Source organism: Pseudomonas sp. PME37.24/006, assembly GCF_055556635.1.
Genome location: NZ_JBVHNL010000001.1, coordinates 817,467 through 834,620, shown reverse-complemented (window position 1 = coordinate 834,620; position 17,154 = coordinate 817,467). Strand labels below are relative to the sequence as shown.

Here is a 17,154-nt window from a genome sequence, read left to right as displayed (position 1 = left end):
GCGTGTTTTATATGAAACGTAATGCCGACGGCGATCTGCAGCGTGTGCAGCCAGAGCCGTTCGAAGGAATGAACGGCGAGTTGCCGGCTGACAGCGAGGAAGCGCGCGCCTGGTTTTCCAATCAGAACGTGGAAAGCAGCCTGCTGCAGCTCAAGCAGAGTGACCTGGACATGATCCGCGTACTCGAGGATTTGATCGATCTGCTGATCAAGAAAGGCGTGGTGCGCATCACCGACCTGCCGGAAGCGGCCCAGAGCAAACTGCTGGGCCGTAGCCGCGCTCGCGATGCATTGGGCGGCGCGAACCGCCTGATCAACGAAGAGGAACGGGGCCTGATCTGATCACGCCCAGGCTGCAGGTTCGCTGAACAGGCGGCCCTGTACACCGCTGACCCCCATCGTGCGCAATACCTCCCACTCTCCACGGGTTTCGACCCGCTCGGCGATCAATGGCAGATCGATGCTGTTGGCCGCTCGCTGCATGGCTTCGATGAACAGGCGCTTGTCACTTTCCTGATCGATGCCTCGAATGAAGCTGCCATCCACTTTCAGGTAAGCCAGGCCCAACTTCGCCAGGTTGCCGATCATGCTGAAACGCCCGCCGAAATGCTGCAGGCCAAGCTCGACGCCCAGGCTGCGCAGTTTGCGGGTGATCGCTTCGAGCTCCGCCGCGCTGGGCAGTTGCCCCTCGTCCAGTTCCAGAATCAGCCGGCCGCTCACTTCCGGGTTCAACCGCAAGCGCTCGTAAATCTGTTGCAGCGTCTGAGGGTCGCGCACGGTAATACCCGACAGGCTCAGCGCCACCTTGCCTTCATGGTCGGGTAACTGCGCCAGCAGGGCGTCGAGCATCACCAGATCCAGGCGTGCGGTCCAGCCGAAGCGCTCCAACCAGGGCAGGAAGCGCCCAGCGGCGATGGTCTCGCCCTGCTCGTCCAGCAAACGAGCAAGCACCTTGTTATGCAGCACCTGGGTCGGATCAGCCGCACTGACCACCGGCTGTACGTACTGCAGGAAACGCCCCTGCTCGAGTGCCGTATCCAACAGACTGTGCCAATCATTGTGCTCATCGCTCACCGAAGCACGCTGGCGGTGCTCGACGAACGCCCAATGCTCGCGGTTCTGGCTGATCGCTTCGGCCAACGCCGCATCCAGCGCGCTGTACAGCTCGCTGCTCGAAGCACCTGCAGCAAAGGTGGTGATACCGATATGGGCCACGGGGAAACAGTCGCTGGCGCCGGTCTGCTGCAACGAGAGCAAGCCATTACTCAATTGTTCGGCCAGTTGCTCGGCTTCCTGACGATCGATGCCAGCGGCCAGCAGTGCGAACTCGCCGCCGCGGTTGCGCGCCAGCAGGTATCGCCCCTGGCTGACATGCTGCAACTGCTCGGCCACGGCCTTGAGCAGCTGATCCGTGCGCTGGCCACCGATGCGCTGGTTGAGGCCGATCAGGTCATTGACCCGCAGCAGGAACAGCACACCGCTGCTGGCCCGCTCTTCGCCCGTCAGTCGGGCCTGCAGGTCGAGGTCGAAATAACGTCGGTTGGCCAGCCCGGTCAGGCTGTCCTGATAGGCCTCCGCATGCAGCTTCTCGCTGCGCGAAGCCTCTTCGTCGAACAGCGCCTTGAGCTTCTCGACCATCTGGTTCATGGCGTTGACCACCCGACGAAACTCCGGCGTGCGCGGCAGGTTAGGTGCACTGAGAAATTCCCGACGGGCGATGGCATTGGACTGCTCGACCATATACTCCAACGGGCGCAACTGACGCTTGAGCAGCAACACGCCCAGGCCGATGCACAGCAGGCTGATCAGCGCCAACCACAGGAAGGTGGCGTAGGCGGTCTGCCACAACTTGGCGATAGCGAAGTATGGGTGGCTGATCACCTCGACCCGGGCCGCCTGGTTCCAGCCGTCACTGACGATCGCATCGCCCTGAGCCGGCGCCAGATCCACCAGATTGGCGAACCATTGTGGCGCGCCCGCGCCGAGGTTCGCACCGGAGCGCTCGGTCAGCACCTTCTCGTCAGTACCGATAACCCGAATACTCTCGAAATAACCACTGTCGAAAATCGAGCTGACCATCAGCTCAAGCATCGCCGGATCGTCCAGGTGCGAGCCGAGCGACAGGCCCAGGGCCGTGGCGGCATCCTGGGCATGAGCGCGCAACTGATTGACCTGCTGCTCGCGCGAGCTCTCCACGTTGACCACGACGCTTGCGGCGAAACTCACCAGCATCAACACGCAGATAGCTACACACAACTGCTTGAACAGTGACATGAACGACTCCTTTACACCTCAGGGAAACCCTTCGGCACGCATTTTCTTCAACAAATCCTGCCAACGCGAAAGGCGCTTGCTGTCCCCAACCTGCTTACCGCCAGCTGGCCCTGGCACCCAAAGCCCCTCGGCATTGAAGGCATACACGGGCACCAGGTCACGGCGCTCGGTCGCCGGGTCGATGGCATCGATCAGGTTATCCAGCACCAGTGGCACGGAGGTGGGGGTGGGGTAATAGGTCAGCACCATGTGTGCCTGGTTCAAGCGCACCGCCTTGACGTAGGTGATGCGCAGCTTCTCGCTCGGCACACCCAGTTCACGCAGGCTGAAATACTTGGCGATGGCGTAATCTTCGCAATCGCCAGCGCCGCGCATCAGAGCCTCGATCGGGGTCGCCCAATAATCCGCAACGCCCCAGATTTCCTGGTCATCGCGAAAGCGCAGCTGCAGATTGAAAAACCGGTTGATGGCCTTGAGCTGGTCGGCCTCGCTGGCATCACGCTGCTCGTCGAGCAGGCGCTGCCAGGCATCGATGCGGGGTTTACCGGCGCCAAGTGGCCCATAAAGCTGCTCGGCACGGGCGGCGATACGCTGGAAATCCCACTGCGCTTGCAACCCGCCAGCCGCCAGAAACAAGGCGAGCAAAAACGCCACCAGCACGGGCCAGCGGTAACGGATTGAGAGAGAGCCAGAACCGCCGATGGCCACGACAATGCTTCCAGACAAGCAACAGCGTCATGGTGCGGTGCAGGAGGGCAAAAAACAATCGCCAGATGCCACTACAGGGAACGAACAACTGATGCGCTGCAGAGCGCATCAGTTGAGATCAGAGGGGGAGAGGATCAGCGCTCGCGGTTCCAGCCGCCGCCCTGGATGCGCTGAATGCGTTGAGGCGCTTCGCGCTGTTGCCACTGCATCGGCGCGGAGCGGTGCCGCTGTTGCTGCTGATAGTGATGGCGTTGCCCTTCCCAACCCGGGCGTGGTGACGGGCGGTAGTCACCGCGATTGCGGTCGTGGCGGTTCTGGTAGCGCGGATCATAGCGCTCGGGTTGGTTGAAATAGCGCGGCGGTGGAGGCGGCGCATAATGCCGTGGCGGCGAATAGCGACGGTCATAACGGCTGTCGTAGCGACGATCCTCGTAGACATACACACGCGGCGCCCCATAAACCTGGGAACGCTGTACGTGAGCACCGGGGTAGTACTGACGATCATAATCTCGATAACCACCGCCATAGCCGCTGTCGCCGTAGACGGCACAACCGGTTAGCGAGAAACCCAACAACGCAACGAGCATGGATTTACGGATCATGGGGCGGCCTCCTTCGACCGCGAAACGCACATCGGCGGCTGCCGATGCCGGGAGTGTTCCCAATCCATCAGACAACCCGGCGCCAGCCGAATCCGCTCCGCTCGTCGGTGAGTCGCTACAAATGATTTCAGCAGCACTCGGTGAGCGCACTGGAAAGTACGCGCCGAAACCGCGCAGCCAGCACCGAACGCGCACCATCAGCGCGCAACGTATTTTCCTGAAAATGCACACAGCCCCACGCTAGACGGCTCGCCACAGCCTGGCACGATCCTCGCTTAATGACCTTCGTGCAGGAAAGTCCCAGGCAGCGGCCCGGGATAGCGGCATCACAATTTGCAATAGCCGACTAGGGTTCCGGTTCGCCAATCAGCAGGCGAATGACTGGTCCGAGAGTTGGCGACCTCCTCGAGGGGTTACACGGCGGGACAAAAGCCCGGGAGAACGCGCCCCCAGCGATGGGAGATGCCGCGCACTCCTGCTCCGCCCTTTCTCGAACTGGAGGTCTCCATGCGCAAGCCCCGTCTTTTCTCCGTTCTCGCCGCTGGTCTCGCGGCTGCCATTTCCCTCAACAGCCAGGCTGCCCAGAAGGACAGCTTCAGCGTGTGCTGGACCATCTATGCCGGCTGGATGCCCTGGGAGTACGGTGCCACCCAAGGCATCGTCGACAAGTGGGCGAAGAAATACGGCATCGATATCGATGTCGTGCAGATCAACGACTACGTCGAATCGATCAACCAATACAGCGCCGGCCAATTCGACGGCTGCACCATGACCAACATGGACGCCCTGACCATCCCCGCCGCAGGCGGCGTGGACAGCACGGCGTTGATCGTCGGCGACTTCTCCAACGGCAATGACGGCGTGGTGCTCAAGGGCGAGAAGAAAACCCTGGGCGACCTCAAGGGCCAGAACGTCAATCTGGTCGAGCTTTCGGTATCGCACTACCTGCTCGCCCGTGGCCTGGAAAAAGCCGGCCTCAGCGAGCGCGACCTGAAAGTGGTGAACACCTCGGACGCCGACATCGTCGCCGCCTTCACCACCCCGGACGTCACCGCCGTCACCACCTGGAACCCGCTGCTTGCCGAAATCGAAGCCACGCGCGGCGTGACCAAGGTGTTCGACTCCAGCCAGATCCCCGGCGAAATCATCGACCTGATGGTGGTCAACAGCGACACCCTCAAGGACAACCCTGCCCTCGGCAAGGCGCTGACCGGCGCCTGGTACGAAATCATGGCAACCATGAGCGAAAGCGGCGCGGCTGGACAGGCTGCCCGTGAGCATATGGCCAAGGCGTCCGGCACCGACCTCAAGGGGTACGAAGCACAGCTCGCCGCCACCAAGATGTTCTACAGCGCCAAGGATGCCGTGGCGTTCGCCAAGAGCCCACGCCTGCCAGAAACCATGAGCAAGGTCGCCGCGTTCTCCTTCGACCACGGCTTGCTCGGCGAGGGCGCGCAGAGCGCCGATGCGATCGGCATGGCCTTCGCCAACGACGTGAGCACCGGCGACCAGGGCAACCTCAAGCTGCGCTTCGATACGACCTACATGCAGATGGCCGCCGACGGCCAGCTCTGAAGCAGGACTGAGCGTGCCCTCGCTAGGCGTGGGCACGAACCTCGAGACGCGACCGCAGACCCCGAGACTTCTATGCGCCTGATCAACCGACATCCCGACAGGGCCGGCCGATTGCTGCTGGTGTTGCTGCCCTTCGCACTGCTGCTGTTCGCCTATTTCATGGGCTCGGCGCAGCGCCTGGCGGAGAACCCCAACGACAAGCTACTGCCCAGCGCCAGCCAGATGATCGCCGCCGTCGACCGCCTGGCTTTCACCGAAGACAAGCGCACCGGTGGCTACGCCTTCTGGCAAGACACCGCGTCGAGCCTGACGCGTCTCGGCATGGGCATCGGCATCGCGGCCCTGGTCGGTCTCTGCCTGGGCATCGCTGCCGGCATCCTGCCGCTGCTGCGTGCGCCGCTGTCACCGCTGCTCACCGTGCTGTCGATGGTGCCGCCGCTGGCGATATTGCCGATCCTGTTCATCGTCTTCGGCCTGGGCGAACTGTCCAAGGTGATGCTGATCGTCATCGGCATCACCCCGATCCTGGCCCGTGACCTGGAACAGCGTGCCCGGGAAATCCCCCAGGAGCTGCTGATTAAGGCCCAGACCCTCGGCGCCAGCACCTGGACGCTGATCCTGCGGGTCGTGCTGCCACAGCTGCTGCCGCGCCTACTGATCGCCCTGCGCCTGGTGCTGGGCTCCGCCTGGCTGTTCCTGATCGCTGCCGAAGCCATCGCCAGTACCGATGGCCTGGGTTACCGCATCTTCCTCGTGCGCCGCTACATGGCGATGGACGTGATTCTGCCGTACGTGGTGTGGATCACCCTGCTCGCCTGGCTGATGGATCTCGGCCTGCGTCAGCTGACGCGGCTGTGCTTCCCCTGGTACGAGGGGGCCAAGGCATGAGCTTCATTGAAGTGAAAAATGTCTGGCAGACCTATGGCGACCAGATCGTTCTGGAGCGCTTGAACCTGTCCATCGCCGAGGGCGAGTTCTGCACCCTGGTCGGCGCGTCCGGCTGCGGCAAGTCGACCTTCCTGCGTCTGCTGCTGGGCCAGGAGCGGCCGAGCAAGGGCGAGATCCTGCTGGGTGGCGAGCCGCTCGTGGGCGAGCCGGATGCCAGCCGTGGCGTGGTGTTCCAGCGCTATTCGGTGTTCCCGCACCTGAGCGTGCTGGACAACGTCGCCATCGGCCTGGAACTGCCGCGCGCGCCATTGCTCGGTCGCCTGTTCGGCGCAGCCAAGCGTGACGCTCGCGAGCAGGCGGCGGCGATCCTCGGCAAAGTCGGCCTCAGCCATGCCCTGGACAAGTACCCCAGCCAGCTCTCCGGCGGCATGCAGCAGCGCCTGGCCATCGCTCAGGCGCTGATCATGAAGCCGCGTGTGCTGCTGCTCGACGAGCCCTTCGGCGCCCTCGACCCGGGCATCCGCAAGGACATGCACGCCCTGCTGCTGGAGCTGTGGCGCGAAACCGGGCTGACGGTGTTCATGGTCACCCACGATCTCGCCGAAGGCTTCAGCCTCGGCACCCGCCTGATGGTGTTCGACAAGACCCGTATCGACCCGCACGCACCGAATGCCTTCGGCGCGCGCATCACCTACGACATCCCCCTGAATAGCGATCGCAAGAGCGCCATCGCGGCACTGCCGGCGCATCTTGCCCCGGCCCTGTAAGGAGACTGCCATGACTACAGCCCTCACCCTCCGCCCTACCCTCTATGAGGAAACCGTCCCCGGCGGCGGCCACACCTCGTTCGTGCTCAAGCGCGGCCAGCTGCTGCGCATCACCGACATCGAAGGCGGCGCCAACGTCAGCCTGCTGCTGTTCAACGCAGCGGAGAAAAGCGAGCGCCTCAACTTGCCGGACACTCTCAAGGGCCAGCACACCGCCAAGCTCACGGCCGGCCATTGCCTGTACTCGGACATGGGCCGTGTGCTCGCGGCGATCACCGCCGACACCTGCGGCTGGCACGACAGCTTCGGTGGCGTGCTCTCGGCCGACGAAGTCACCGAGAAGTACGGCCAGGGGCGCTATCAGGAACTGCGCAATGGGTTCTTCCGCAACGGCGTGGACAACCTGCTGGTGGAAATGGGCAAGTGGAACCTCAACCTGCAAGACCTGTTGATGACCCTCAACCTGTTCAGCAAGGTCAGCGCAGATGCCGACGGCGCCTTCCGCTTTCACGGCGACAACAGCCAGGCCGGTGACTACCTCGAGCTGTATGCCCCCATGGACACCCTGGTGGCGCTCACCGCACTGCAGCACCCGATGGACCCCAACCCGCAATACGCGCCCAAGCCGGTGCAGCTGAGCTGGAGCAAGGTCGAGAGCGACGGCATCAGCGTGCTCTGCCGTACCTCGCGCCCGGAAAACGGCCGCGCCTTCCACAACACCGAACGCCAATACCTCTGAGGGTGCCGACATGAGCCTGATCGAAAGCAACCTGCATCCCGAGACCGCCGTATTCCGCCACACCATCCCCGCTGGCGAACCCTACCTGTTCGAGGTCAAGTCCGGGCAGACCCTGCGCCTGCACGATCTGGAAGGCAACCAAGCCATCGATACGCTGTTCTACAGCGCCCGCAACCCCCGTGAGCGCTTCGACCCGCAGCGCACCCTGCGCAAGCAGAACAACGTCTACCTGACTGCCGGCACGGTGCTCTATTCCAACCTCGGCAATCCGCTGCTGACCATCGTTGCCGACACCTGTGGCCGCCACGACACCCTCGGCGGCGCCTGCGCCCAGGAGAGCAACACCGTGCGCTACGCCCTGGACAAGCGCTTCATGCACAGCTGCCGCGACAACTTCCTGCGCGCCAGCCTGCACGACGGTCGCCTGGAGAAGCGCGATATCGGCGCCAACATCAACTTCTTCATGAACGTGCCGGTCACCCAGGACGGCGGCCTGACCTTCGAAGACGGCATCTCCGCACCCGGCAAATACGTCGAGCTGCGCGCCGAGACCGACGTGATCGTGCTGATCTCCAACTGCCCGCAGCTCAACAACCCCTGCAACGGCTGGAACCCCACGCCTGCGGAGGTGCTGGTATGGGAATGATCAGGCGCTGGTTGTTCGCCCTGTGCCAGAGCAGGAGTGGGCAGGTGCTGCAACCTACGCCCCGAGACAAAACACCGGCCTCCTAACAAACGAAATCCTTTGTGGGAGGGGCTTCAGCCGCGACGCTCTTGACCTTGAAAACATCGCGGCTAAAGCCCCTCCCACGGGAACCGAGTGAGGCCAAAAAGAATTCCCCACCCCGGACGACCGTGGTGCAGCCCCAATACCGGCGGGACGGCCCGCCACGTTCAACGAGGCCGGAGCGCAGCAGCTTCGAACGGCCTCGGGAGCCGATATGTTCGAAAAACTTCTGATCGCCAATCGCGGTGCCATCGCCTGCCGCATCCTGCGTACCCTGCGCGCGCTCGACGTCAAAGGCGTCGCCGTCTACTCCGAGGCAGACGTGGCCAGCCTGCACATCCAGCAGGCCGACGAAGCCTTCTCCCTCGGCGACGGCCCTGCCGCACACACCTACCTGGTGGTCGACAAGATCCTCGCGGCCGCCAAGGCCAGTGGTGCCAGGGCGATCCACCCCGGCTACGGCTTCCTCTCCGAAAACGCCGCATTCGCCGAGGCCTGCGAAGCGGCCGGCATCGCCTTCGTCGGCCCCACGCCTGAGCAACTGCGTGTATTTGGCCTCAAGCACACCGCCCGCGCACTGGCCAAACAACACGGCGTGCCCATGCTCGAAGGTACCGACCTGCTGGAAAACCTCGACGCTGCAATGGTCGCCGGCGAGCAGGTCGGCTATCCGGTGATGCTCAAGAGCACCGCTGGCGGCGGCGGCATCGGCATGCGTGTGTGCCGTTCGGCCGAGGAACTGCGCGAGGCCTTCGACGCGGTCAAGCGCCTCGGGCAGAACAACTTCAGCGACAGCGGCGTATTCATCGAGAAGTACATCCAGCGTGCCCGCCACCTGGAAGTGCAGGTATTCGGCGATGGCCAGGGCAACGTGCTCGCCCTCGGCGTGCGCGACTGCTCGGTGCAGCGGCGCAACCAGAAAGTGCTGGAAGAAACCCCGGCACCCAACCTGCCTGCCGGCATGGCCGATGAGCTCTGCGCGGCGGCGATCAAACTGGCCAAGGCGGTCAGCTACCGTAGCGCCGGCACCGTCGAGTTCGTCTACGACAGCGAGGCCGAACGTTTCTACTTCCTCGAAGTGAATACCCGCCTGCAGGTCGAGCACGGCGTCACCGAGCAGGTATGGGGCGTTGATCTGGTGCGCTGGATGATCGAACTGGCAGCCGGCGATCTGGCGCCTCTGCATGAGCTGGCAGAGGGCCTGAAACCCAGCGGCCATGCCATCCAGGCGCGTCTGTATGCCGAAGACCCCGGTCGCGACTTCCAGCCCAGCCCTGGCCTGCTCACCGCCGTGCAATTTCCGTCTGCCGACGGCCAGTCGCTGCGCATCGACACTTGGGTCGAAGCGGGCTGCGAGATTCCACCCTACTTCGACCCGATGATCGCCAAGCTGATCGCCTGGGCGCCAACCCGAGACCAAGCCAGCAGTGCACTTGACGCCGCCCTGGGCGAATCGCTGCTGTACGGCGTGGAGTCGAACCGCGACTACCTGCGCCAGATCCTCGCAGACACGCCCTTCGCCAGCGGCTTGCCTTGGACGCGTTGCCTGGAAAATCTGATCTATCAGGCCAGCACCTTCGAGGTGCTTTCTGCCGGAACTCAGACCACCGTGCAGGACTTTCCCGGTCGCCTCGGCTACTGGGCAGTTGGCGTGCCGCCCTCCGGGCCGATGGACAGTCGTGCCCTGCGCCTGGGCAATCGCCTGCTCGGCAACCCGGAAGGCGCCGCCGGCCTGGAAATCACCATGAACGGCCCAACCCTGCGCTTCAATACCGACGCGCTGGTGGCGGTCACCGGCGCGCAGATTCCGCTCAGCGTCGACGGCGTGGCCCAGCCCTTGAACGCCACCCTGCTGATCAGCGCCGGCAGCACCCTCGCCTTGGGCACCATCGCTGGCGCTGGTGCACGCAGTTACCTGAGCGTACGTGGCGGTATTCAGGTGCCGGACTACCTGGGCAGCAAGAGCACCTTCACCCTCGGCCAGTTCGGTGGCCACGCTGGCCGCGCACTGCGCGCCGGAGACGTGCTGCACCTGCCGCCGCTCGACACCACGCAAGCCGGCGCGCAACTACCAGGCGAGCTCTGCACTGCCCTGCCTGCCGTGCGCGAAATCCGTGTGATCTACGGCCCTCACGGCGCACCGGAATACTTCACCCCGGCCTATATCGACACCTTCCTCACTACCGACTGGGAAGTGCATTTCAACTCCAGCCGCACCGGCGTGCGGCTGATCGGCCCCAAGCCGGAATGGGTACGCGAGAGTGGCGGCGAAGCGGGCCTGCATCCGTCCAACATCCACGACAACCCCTACGCCATCGGCGCGGTGGATTTCACCGGCGACATGCCCGTGATCCTCGGCCCCGACGGCCCCAGCCTCGGCGGTTTCGTCTGCCCGGTGACCATCATCGAAGCCGACCTCTGGCAGCTCGGCCAACTCAAGGCCGGCGACAAGGTGCGCTTCGTACCGGTGGATATCGCCACGGCGCGGGAGCTGGCGAAAACCAGTGCCATTGAATGCAACACCCTAACCCTTAGTGGGAGCGGCTTTAGCCGCGATATTGGTGTTACCTACATCGCGGATAAATCCGCTCCCACGAAGGCATCCGGGCTACAAAGTCCCATCATTCTGGATATCGGCCAGGACGACACGCGGCTGGTCGCACGCCTCTCAGGCGACACGCACCTGCTGCTGGAAATCGGCCAACCGGAGCTGGATCTGGTGCTGCGTTTCCGTGGTCATGCGCTGATGCAGGCGCTGCAGGCCAAGGACATCGCCGGGGTGATCGACCTGACGCCCGGCATCCGTTCCCTGCAGGTGCACTACCAGCCGGAAACTCTGCCGTTGCAGCAGCTGCTCGATATCGTCGCTGGCGAGTGGGACGCCGTGTGCGCCACCGGCGACCTCAAGGTGCCGTCGCGCATCGTTCATCTGCCGCTGTCCTGGGATGACCCGGCCTGCCAGTTGGCCATCGACAAGTACATGACCACCGTGCGCAAGGACGCGCCCTGGTGCCCGAGCAACCTGGAGTTCATCCGCCGGATAAATGATCTGGAAAACCTCGACGAAGTGCATCGCACGGTGTTCGATGCCAGCTACCTGGTGATGGGCCTGGGCGACGTCTACCTAGGCGCACCGGTGGCCACACCGCTCGATCCGCGCCACCGCCTGGTCACCACCAAGTACAACCCGGCGCGCACCTGGACGGCCGAAAACTCGGTGGGCATCGGCGGCGCCTACATGTGCGTGTACGGCATGGAGGGCCCCGGCGGCTACCAGTTCGTCGGCCGCACCCTGCAGATGTGGAACCGCTACCGTGAAGTCGCCGCCTTCGACGGCAAACCCTGGCTGCTGCGTTTCTTCGACCAGATCCGCTTCTACCCGGTCAGCCCGGACGAGCTGCTGCGCATTCGCCGCGACTTCCCCCTGGGCCGCTTCGACCTGCGCATCGAACACAGCGAGCTGGCCCTGGCCGACTATCAACGCTTCCTCACGGACGAAGCAGACGGCATCGCCGCCTTCCGCGACCAGCAACGCAGCGCCTTTGCCGCCGAGCGCCAGCGCTGGATCGACTCCGGCCAGGCGCACTTCGAAAGTGACGAAGGCGTGGCCGAGCCCAGCGAAAACGCGCCATTGGGCGCCGGCCAGCACAGCGTCGACAGCCACATCGCCGGCAATCTCTGGCAAGTTCAGGTCGCGGAAGGCGCCCACGTCCAGGCGGGCGACGTGCTGGTGATCCTCGAATCCATGAAAATGGAAATCCCCCTGCTCGCGCCCTTTGCCGGCGTGGTCAGAGACATCCACGTGCAACCCGGCTCGCCGGTGCGGGCCGGCCAGCGCGTGGCGGTCATCGAGGAGGCCCATACAGTCTGAGTAAAAACCGTGAGCACAGCAGAGCGAACCCGCTGTCTTCGCTCTGCTCGGCTTGCACCTGAGCGGTACCACGCCTAGCATTGCGGCATCTACCAAGAAGCCAGCACGATGCCATCACCGTCACCCAAAACCGCCAGCCCACGCTCGCTGGTGTTTCTGCTCCTCGTTCTGCTCGGCTGCGGTTTCATCGCCACCTCGCTGGCCAGCTATTACGCGGCCCTCGACTCGATCCGCGACAACATCGTCAACACCGAGCTGCCGCTGACCTCGGACAACGTCTACTCGGAAATCCAGAAGGATCTGGTGCGCCCCATCCTCATCTCCTCGATGATGTCCCGCGATACTTTCCTGCGTGACTGGGTGCTCGGCGGCGAGCAGAACCTTGAGCCCATGACCCGCTACCTGCAGGAAGTGCAGAGCCATTACGGCACCGTCACCAGCTTCTTCGTCTCCGAGCAGAGCAAGACCTACTATCAGGCCAAGGGCGTGCTGAAGCAGATCGACGAACAGGCCAGCCGTGACGTCTGGTACTACCGCCTGCGCGACATGAAGGAGCCCTACGAGATCAATGTCGATATCGACATGGCCAACGGCGACCGCATGACGGTGTTCATCAACTACAAGGTCTTCGACTACCAGCACCGTTTCATCGGCGCCACCGGCGTCGGCCTGACCGTGGACGCAGTGGTGCAACTGATCGACCAGTACCAGCAACGCTACGACCGCAGCGTGTACTTCGTCGACACCAACGGCCGCATCGTGCTGACCGGCGCCAGCGGCGGCCCGATGGGTGCGCGCATCGGTGACCAGCTGAGCGAGGTGGAAGGCCTTGAAGACCTGCACGGCAAGCTGCCGCACCCGCAGAGCGGCGACTTCTTCTACCAGGAACATGGCCGCGGCCACTTCCTCAACGTGCGCTTCATCCCCGAGCTGGACTGGTACCTGTTCGTCGACAAACACGAGACCGGTGCCGTGGCCGGCATTCGTCAGTCGCTGTACCTCAACCTGCTGATCTGGGGCGTGGTCACGCTGATCGTGCTGGTGTTGGTGACGCTGGTACTGCGCCGCTACCAGGCGCGCATCACCGCCCTTGCAACCACCGACTCGCTGACCGAACTGCCCAACCGCCGCGGCTTCGAACTGCTGGCCAACCAGGCCATTCAGGAAGCGCGACGCAGCCAGAGCACGCTGTGCGCGCTGCTCTTCGACCTCGACGGTTTCAAGCAGCTCAACGACAGTCACGGCCACCTGGCTGGCGATGCTGTGCTGCGCGGCTTCGCTCGCCATCTGCAGCAGAACCTGCGCCAGTCCGACATCATCTGCCGTTGGGGCGGCGAGGAATTCATCCTGCTGCTCAAGGACACCTCCCTCGACGCCGCCCGCCAGCTCGGTGAGAAGATCCGCCAGCAGACTGCCAGCAGCCAATTCGAATTCGCTGGTCAGCACCTGCAGACCTCCACCAGCATCGGCCTAGCGACCCTGCAGGAAGGCGACGACTTGCAGGCACTGATCGCCCGCGCCGACCGCGCGCTGTATCGGGCCAAACAGGCCGGGCGCAACCGCATGTGCGAAGAAACCCAGTGAACACCAGCCTCTGCCCCGCCTGTGGCCAGCTCAACCGCTGCGCCCAGGCCGACAGCGACGCTGAAGTCAGCCACTGCTGGTGCTTCGAGGTAGAGGTCGAACCGCAGGCCCTGCTCGACCTGCCGCCCGAAGCGCTGAACCGCGCCTGCCTGTGCCCGCGTTGTGCCCAGGCCCTGCCTGCGGAAAACAGCTGAGCGGCCATGCGCATCGACCGCCTGCTCAGCAACCTGCCACGCTTCAACCGCCAGCACGCCCGCCTGCTGCTCGCCGAAGGACGGGTGCGGATTGATGGCCAGGTCTGCCGCGACAGCCGCGCCGAGGTACGTGACTTCCAGCGCGTGGAGCTCGATAACGAGGTTCTGCAGGCCGGCAAGGCGGCACGCTATTTCATGCTGCACAAACCGGTCGGCGTGGTCAGCGCCACCAGCCACCCGGAACACCGCACCGTGCTCGACCTGCTGGACGAGCCCGACAAGCACGAGTTGCACCTCGCCGGGCGCCTCGACCTCAATACCAGCGGCCTGCTGCTGATCACCAACGACGGCCTCTGGTCACGCCGCGCCACCGCCCCCGACGGCAGCCACGCCAAGGTCTATAAGGTGGAAACCGAGCAGGTCATCGACCCTGCAGCCATCGAGGTGTTCGCCAACGGCCTGTACTTCGCCTACGAGAACCTGACCACCCGCCCCGCCTTGCTGGAAATCGAAGCGCCGCATCACGCCAGGCTGACCCTGCACGAAGGTCGCTACCACCAGATCAAGCGCATGTTCGGGCACTTCCAGAACAAGGTCATCGGCTTGCACCGCGAAAGCCTTGGCGCCATCGAACTCGACCCTGCCCTGCCGCCGGGCGCCTACCGGCCACTCACTCAGGCGGAAATCGACAGCGTCTGATCAACGACGGGACGGCTAATCCAAGTCCTGACCGTCTGGCTTATAAACAACAAGATTCTCCTGGCTGACATCGGCCTGTCATGCCTTGGCGCTTTCCTATGCATTCGACGTGTACGGCTAGCGGCATCGCCGTCAGCCCCATTCATCCTTGCGCCAGGAGGAATCCCCATGAAGCCAGCAACCGCTGTCGTCGATGTCCACGGGACGTACAAGGTACACACCGAATTCCACACCAACCCCGCAGCCAGCAAGACCATCATCCTGGTCAACGGCTCGCTGTCGACGACCGCCTCCTTCGCGCAAACCGTCAAATACCTCGGCACCCGGTTCAACGTGGTGCTCTACGATCAGCCCTACGCGGGCCGCTCCAAAGCGCACAACCGCAACGACCACTGCATCAGCAAGGAAGACGAAGCGGCCATCCTGCTGAACCTCATCGACTACTACCAGGCGCAGTACCTGATGGCCTTCTCCTGGGGCGGCATCGCCAGCATGCTCGCCCTCTGCGAACGCCCGAGCAGCCTGGAAAAAGCCGTGTTCGCCTCCTTCTCGCCAGTGCTCAATGCGCCCATGCTCGGCTACCTGGGCCGCGCCCTGGCGTGCCTGAACCAGCAAGACAGCGACAAGGTCGGCCACCTAGTCAACGACACCATCGGCAAATACCTGCCCTCGCTGTTCAAGCGCTACAACCACAAACACATCAGCAGCCTGAGCCACCACGAATACCGGCAGATGACCGCGCACATCCGGCAGGTACTGCGCATGCAGGCTCACTGCCACACGGAGCGCCTCGGCAGCATCGACATCCCGCTGCTGTTCATCAACGGCGAACACGACGAGTACACCAGCACCACCGATGCCCGCCTGTTCGCCCGACACATCCACGACTGCCAGTTCGCCACCGTCGACAACGCCGGCCACTTCATCGACATGGAACACAAAGGCGCCTGGCTACAAACCCAAAACGCCCTGCTCGGCTTTCTGAAGGACAGTACCGCCAGCAGCCGGCGCTACGCCCGCTACCCGGATCTGCAGCACGCCATCGCCGTATGAGCAGCACAAAACAGAGCCCGCATACCGCTTCAGGGAGATTTCTGGCCGACGCGGGCTTCATTTCGCAGGCGACTTCCGGTATAAAGACGCACGCAAAAGCGGGCTTCGTATAATGGCATTACCTGAGCTTCCCAAGCTCATGACGAGGGTTCGATTCCCTTAGCCCGCTCCAGATCGCACACATCAAAGCCCTGCTCTTGCGGGGCTTTTTTGTATCTGGGCGGGAGCCGCTCTGCTTTGCAGAACCTAGGCAGAGAGTTGCCCCTGCCCACGCCCAAGTGCCCGTCAGGTAGAACAGATGGGGCGCGACACCCAGACCAATCGCCAGATCCGCCGAGCGAGATGAACCGGATGAGAAAGATGACCAAGCAACGCGCTTATCCATTAGCAGTAATGCTTCTCGCTTTTCTTCTCTCTAGCTTTTCCCATGCGGAGTCTAGACAGATAGTCGATTTACTGGGCCGCAGCGTCACGGCGCCCTTGCCGGCCAAGCGGGTGATTCTGGGCTTCAACTTCGAAGACTACATAGCCGTAGGTGGTGATTCGGCGTTTGACTCGGTGGTGGGTATTTCCCGGGGCGCCTGGGAAAAGAAGGTGCCGTTGAACTGGCAACTGCACGTCGCTCATCGCCCAGCCATTGATCGCCTTGCCGATGTAGGCGAGGTGGAAACGCAGAGTTTCTCGGTCGAGAAAGTATTGAGCCTGAACCCGGATCTGGTGGTGCTGACGGCTTGGCAGTTCCAGGGTTTGCCAGATGAAGTGGCCCGTCTGGAAAAGGCCGGTGTACCGGTGCTGGTCATCGACTACAACGCGCAGACCCTGGAGCGGCACGTCGCCTCCACCCTGCTGCTGGGTGCCGTGACCGGGCAAGAAGCCAGGGCACGGGAATTGGCCGACCTCTATACAACCGCCGTCAAGGACGTGGAAAAGCGTATTGCCGATGCGCACAAACCCAAGCCGCGCATCTACCTCGAATTCGGTAACAAGGGGCCGGCCGAATACTCGTTCACCTACGGCAAGAACATGTGGGGCGCCCTGGCGACAGCCGCGGGTGGCGATAACATTGCGACCCCCTTCGTGGAGTGGTGGGGGCCGATCAATCCTGAGCAGGTGCTGGTTGCCCGCCCTGAGGTCATTGTCATCTCCGGGCGCGAGGACAACACCAACCCAACCGCGCTTTCCATGGGCCCCGGTGTAAAAGCCGAGACGGCGCACCAGCAACTGCGGGCGTTTACTTCGCGCCCAGGCTGGGCGCAATTGCCTGCCATCCGCGATGGACGGCTGTACGGGGTTTACCAAGGTGCGTCTCGCAGCCTAGGCGATTTCGCCATGCTGCAATTCATCGCCAAGCAGCTCTACCCGGAGCTGTTCGCCGATCTCGACCCCGTGGCCAACTACCTGAACTACCACCGCACGTATTTGCCAGTGGCCCCCGAAGGCACGTACGCCATCGGCCTGAATGATTAAGCCCAGC

15 protein-coding genes, 1 tRNA gene and 1 riboswitch are annotated in these 17,154 nt (G+C 63.4%); of the genes, 13 read left to right on the top strand and 3 right to left on the bottom strand.

From position 1 onward, the window contains the following. Positions 1–2 precede the first annotated feature (2 nt). Positions 3–341, top strand: coding sequence for a tryptophan synthase subunit beta (locus tag ACZ3GY_RS03845; protein WP_465908991.1), 339 nt, complete (start codon positions 3–5; stop codon positions 339–341). Here ACZ3GY_RS03845 and lapD read toward each other — a convergent pair whose 3' ends face one another. The 3 genes from lapD to ACZ3GY_RS03830 all read right to left on the bottom strand — a co-directional run bounded on the left by lapD (position 342) and on the right by ACZ3GY_RS03830 (position 3,583). Then, entirely contained in the window at positions 342–2,273 is a 1,932-nt protein-coding gene (gene lapD / locus ACZ3GY_RS03840; RefSeq protein ID WP_465908990.1) for a cyclic di-GMP receptor LapD, read from the bottom strand. 18 nt (positions 2,274–2,291) lie between these two features. Next, positions 2,292–2,927 carry a cysteine protease LapG gene (gene lapG, locus ACZ3GY_RS03835; RefSeq protein ID WP_463566021.1) on the bottom strand — a complete coding sequence of 212 codons (636 nt, stop codon included), beginning with the start codon at positions 2,925–2,927 and terminating at the stop codon, positions 2,292–2,294. A 188-nt stretch (positions 2,928–3,115) separates the two neighbouring features. Continuing rightward, positions 3,116–3,583, bottom strand: a complete 468-nt coding sequence (locus ACZ3GY_RS03830; protein ID WP_465908988.1) for a hypothetical protein — start codon at positions 3,581–3,583, stop codon at positions 3,116–3,118. A 335-nt stretch (positions 3,584–3,918) separates the two neighbouring features. Next, a riboswitch (guanidine-I (ykkC/yxkD leader) is annotated at positions 3,919–4,025 on the top strand. A gap of 65 nt (positions 4,026–4,090) precedes the next feature. Here ACZ3GY_RS03830 and ACZ3GY_RS03825 point away from each other — a divergent pair. From ACZ3GY_RS03825 to ACZ3GY_RS03770, 12 genes are all read left to right on the top strand, one after another. Then, on the top strand, positions 4,091–5,158 hold the full coding sequence (locus ACZ3GY_RS03825) for a putative urea ABC transporter substrate-binding protein (protein WP_465908987.1): 1,068 nt from the start codon (positions 4,091–4,093) through the stop codon (positions 5,156–5,158). Between the two features lie 72 nt (positions 5,159–5,230). After that, positions 5,231–6,046, top strand: coding sequence for an ABC transporter permease (locus ACZ3GY_RS03820; protein WP_042555334.1), 816 nt, complete (start codon positions 5,231–5,233; stop codon positions 6,044–6,046). Continuing rightward, positions 6,043–6,813, top strand: a complete 771-nt coding sequence (locus ACZ3GY_RS03815; protein ID WP_465908986.1) for an ABC transporter ATP-binding protein — start codon at positions 6,043–6,045, stop codon at positions 6,811–6,813. Before ACZ3GY_RS03820 ends, ACZ3GY_RS03815 begins: the two co-directional genes overlap by 4 nt. A 10-nt stretch (positions 6,814–6,823) precedes the next feature. After that, positions 6,824–7,552: an urea amidolyase associated protein UAAP1 gene (locus tag ACZ3GY_RS03810; protein ID WP_465908985.1), complete on the top strand. Its 729-nt coding sequence runs from the start codon at positions 6,824–6,826 to the stop codon at positions 7,550–7,552. 10 nt (positions 7,553–7,562) lie between these two features. Beyond that, positions 7,563–8,198, top strand: coding sequence for an urea amidolyase associated protein UAAP2 (locus ACZ3GY_RS03805; protein ID WP_465908984.1), 636 nt, complete (start codon positions 7,563–7,565; stop codon positions 8,196–8,198). Between the two features lie 295 nt (positions 8,199–8,493). After that, the gene (gene uca / locus ACZ3GY_RS03800) at positions 8,494–12,150 is read left to right on the top strand and encodes an urea carboxylase (protein WP_465908983.1); all 3,657 of its coding nucleotides are present in this window, start codon (positions 8,494–8,496) and stop codon (positions 12,148–12,150) included. A 108-nt stretch (positions 12,151–12,258) separates the two neighbouring features. Then, entirely contained in the window at positions 12,259–13,734 is a 1,476-nt protein-coding gene (locus ACZ3GY_RS03795) for a sensor domain-containing diguanylate cyclase (protein WP_465908981.1), read from the top strand. Then, positions 13,731–13,928 (top strand): cysteine-rich CWC family protein, encoded by a 198-nt coding sequence (locus tag ACZ3GY_RS03790; protein ID WP_465908980.1) that lies wholly within the window; start codon positions 13,731–13,733, stop codon positions 13,926–13,928. The genes ACZ3GY_RS03795 and ACZ3GY_RS03790 overlap by 4 nt, the downstream gene beginning before the upstream one ends. Before the next feature lie 6 nt (positions 13,929–13,934). Beyond that, on the top strand, positions 13,935–14,627 hold the full coding sequence (locus tag ACZ3GY_RS03785) for a pseudouridine synthase (RefSeq protein WP_465908979.1): 693 nt from the start codon (positions 13,935–13,937) through the stop codon (positions 14,625–14,627). Positions 14,628–14,795: 168 nt separating this feature from the next. Further along, positions 14,796–15,680 (top strand): alpha/beta fold hydrolase, encoded by an 885-nt coding sequence (locus tag ACZ3GY_RS03780; protein ID WP_465908978.1) that lies wholly within the window; start codon positions 14,796–14,798, stop codon positions 15,678–15,680. Positions 15,681–15,778: 98 nt separating this feature from the next. Further along, positions 15,779–15,852 (top strand) — tRNA-Gly (locus tag ACZ3GY_RS03775). 188 nt (positions 15,853–16,040) lie between these two features. Further along, positions 16,041–17,147 (top strand): ABC transporter substrate-binding protein, encoded by a 1,107-nt coding sequence (locus tag ACZ3GY_RS03770; protein WP_465908977.1) that lies wholly within the window; start codon positions 16,041–16,043, stop codon positions 17,145–17,147. The last annotated feature ends 7 nt before the right edge of the window (positions 17,148–17,154 follow it).

Bases quoted from the DNA above. Each gene is read 5' to 3' on its own strand.
- lapD (WP_465908990.1), bottom strand. From the start codon at position 2,273: ATGTCACTGTTCAAGCAGTTGTGTGTAGCTATCTGCGTGTTGATGCTG.
- ACZ3GY_RS03825 (WP_465908987.1), top strand. From the start codon at position 4,091: ATGCGCAAGCCCCGTCTTTTCTCCGTTCTCGCCGCTGGTCTCGCGGCT.
- ACZ3GY_RS03770 (WP_465908977.1), top strand. From the start codon at position 16,041: ATGACCAAGCAACGCGCTTATCCATTAGCAGTAATGCTTCTCGCTTTT.
- ACZ3GY_RS03785 (WP_465908979.1), top strand. From the start codon at position 13,935: ATGCGCATCGACCGCCTGCTCAGCAACCTGCCACGCTTCAACCGCCAG.
- ACZ3GY_RS03810 (WP_465908985.1), top strand. From the start codon at position 6,824: ATGACTACAGCCCTCACCCTCCGCCCTACCCTCTATGAGGAAACCGTC.
- ACZ3GY_RS03820 (WP_042555334.1), top strand. From the start codon at position 5,231: ATGCGCCTGATCAACCGACATCCCGACAGGGCCGGCCGATTGCTGCTG.
- uca (WP_465908983.1), top strand. From the start codon at position 8,494: ATGTTCGAAAAACTTCTGATCGCCAATCGCGGTGCCATCGCCTGCCGC.
- ACZ3GY_RS03795 (WP_465908981.1), top strand. From the start codon at position 12,259: ATGCCATCACCGTCACCCAAAACCGCCAGCCCACGCTCGCTGGTGTTT.
- ACZ3GY_RS03830 (WP_465908988.1), bottom strand. From the start codon at position 3,583: ATGATCCGTAAATCCATGCTCGTTGCGTTGTTGGGTTTCTCGCTAACC.
- ACZ3GY_RS03780 (WP_465908978.1), top strand. From the start codon at position 14,796: ATGAAGCCAGCAACCGCTGTCGTCGATGTCCACGGGACGTACAAGGTA.
- ACZ3GY_RS03815 (WP_465908986.1), top strand. From the start codon at position 6,043: ATGAGCTTCATTGAAGTGAAAAATGTCTGGCAGACCTATGGCGACCAG.
- ACZ3GY_RS03805 (WP_465908984.1), top strand. From the start codon at position 7,563: ATGAGCCTGATCGAAAGCAACCTGCATCCCGAGACCGCCGTATTCCGC.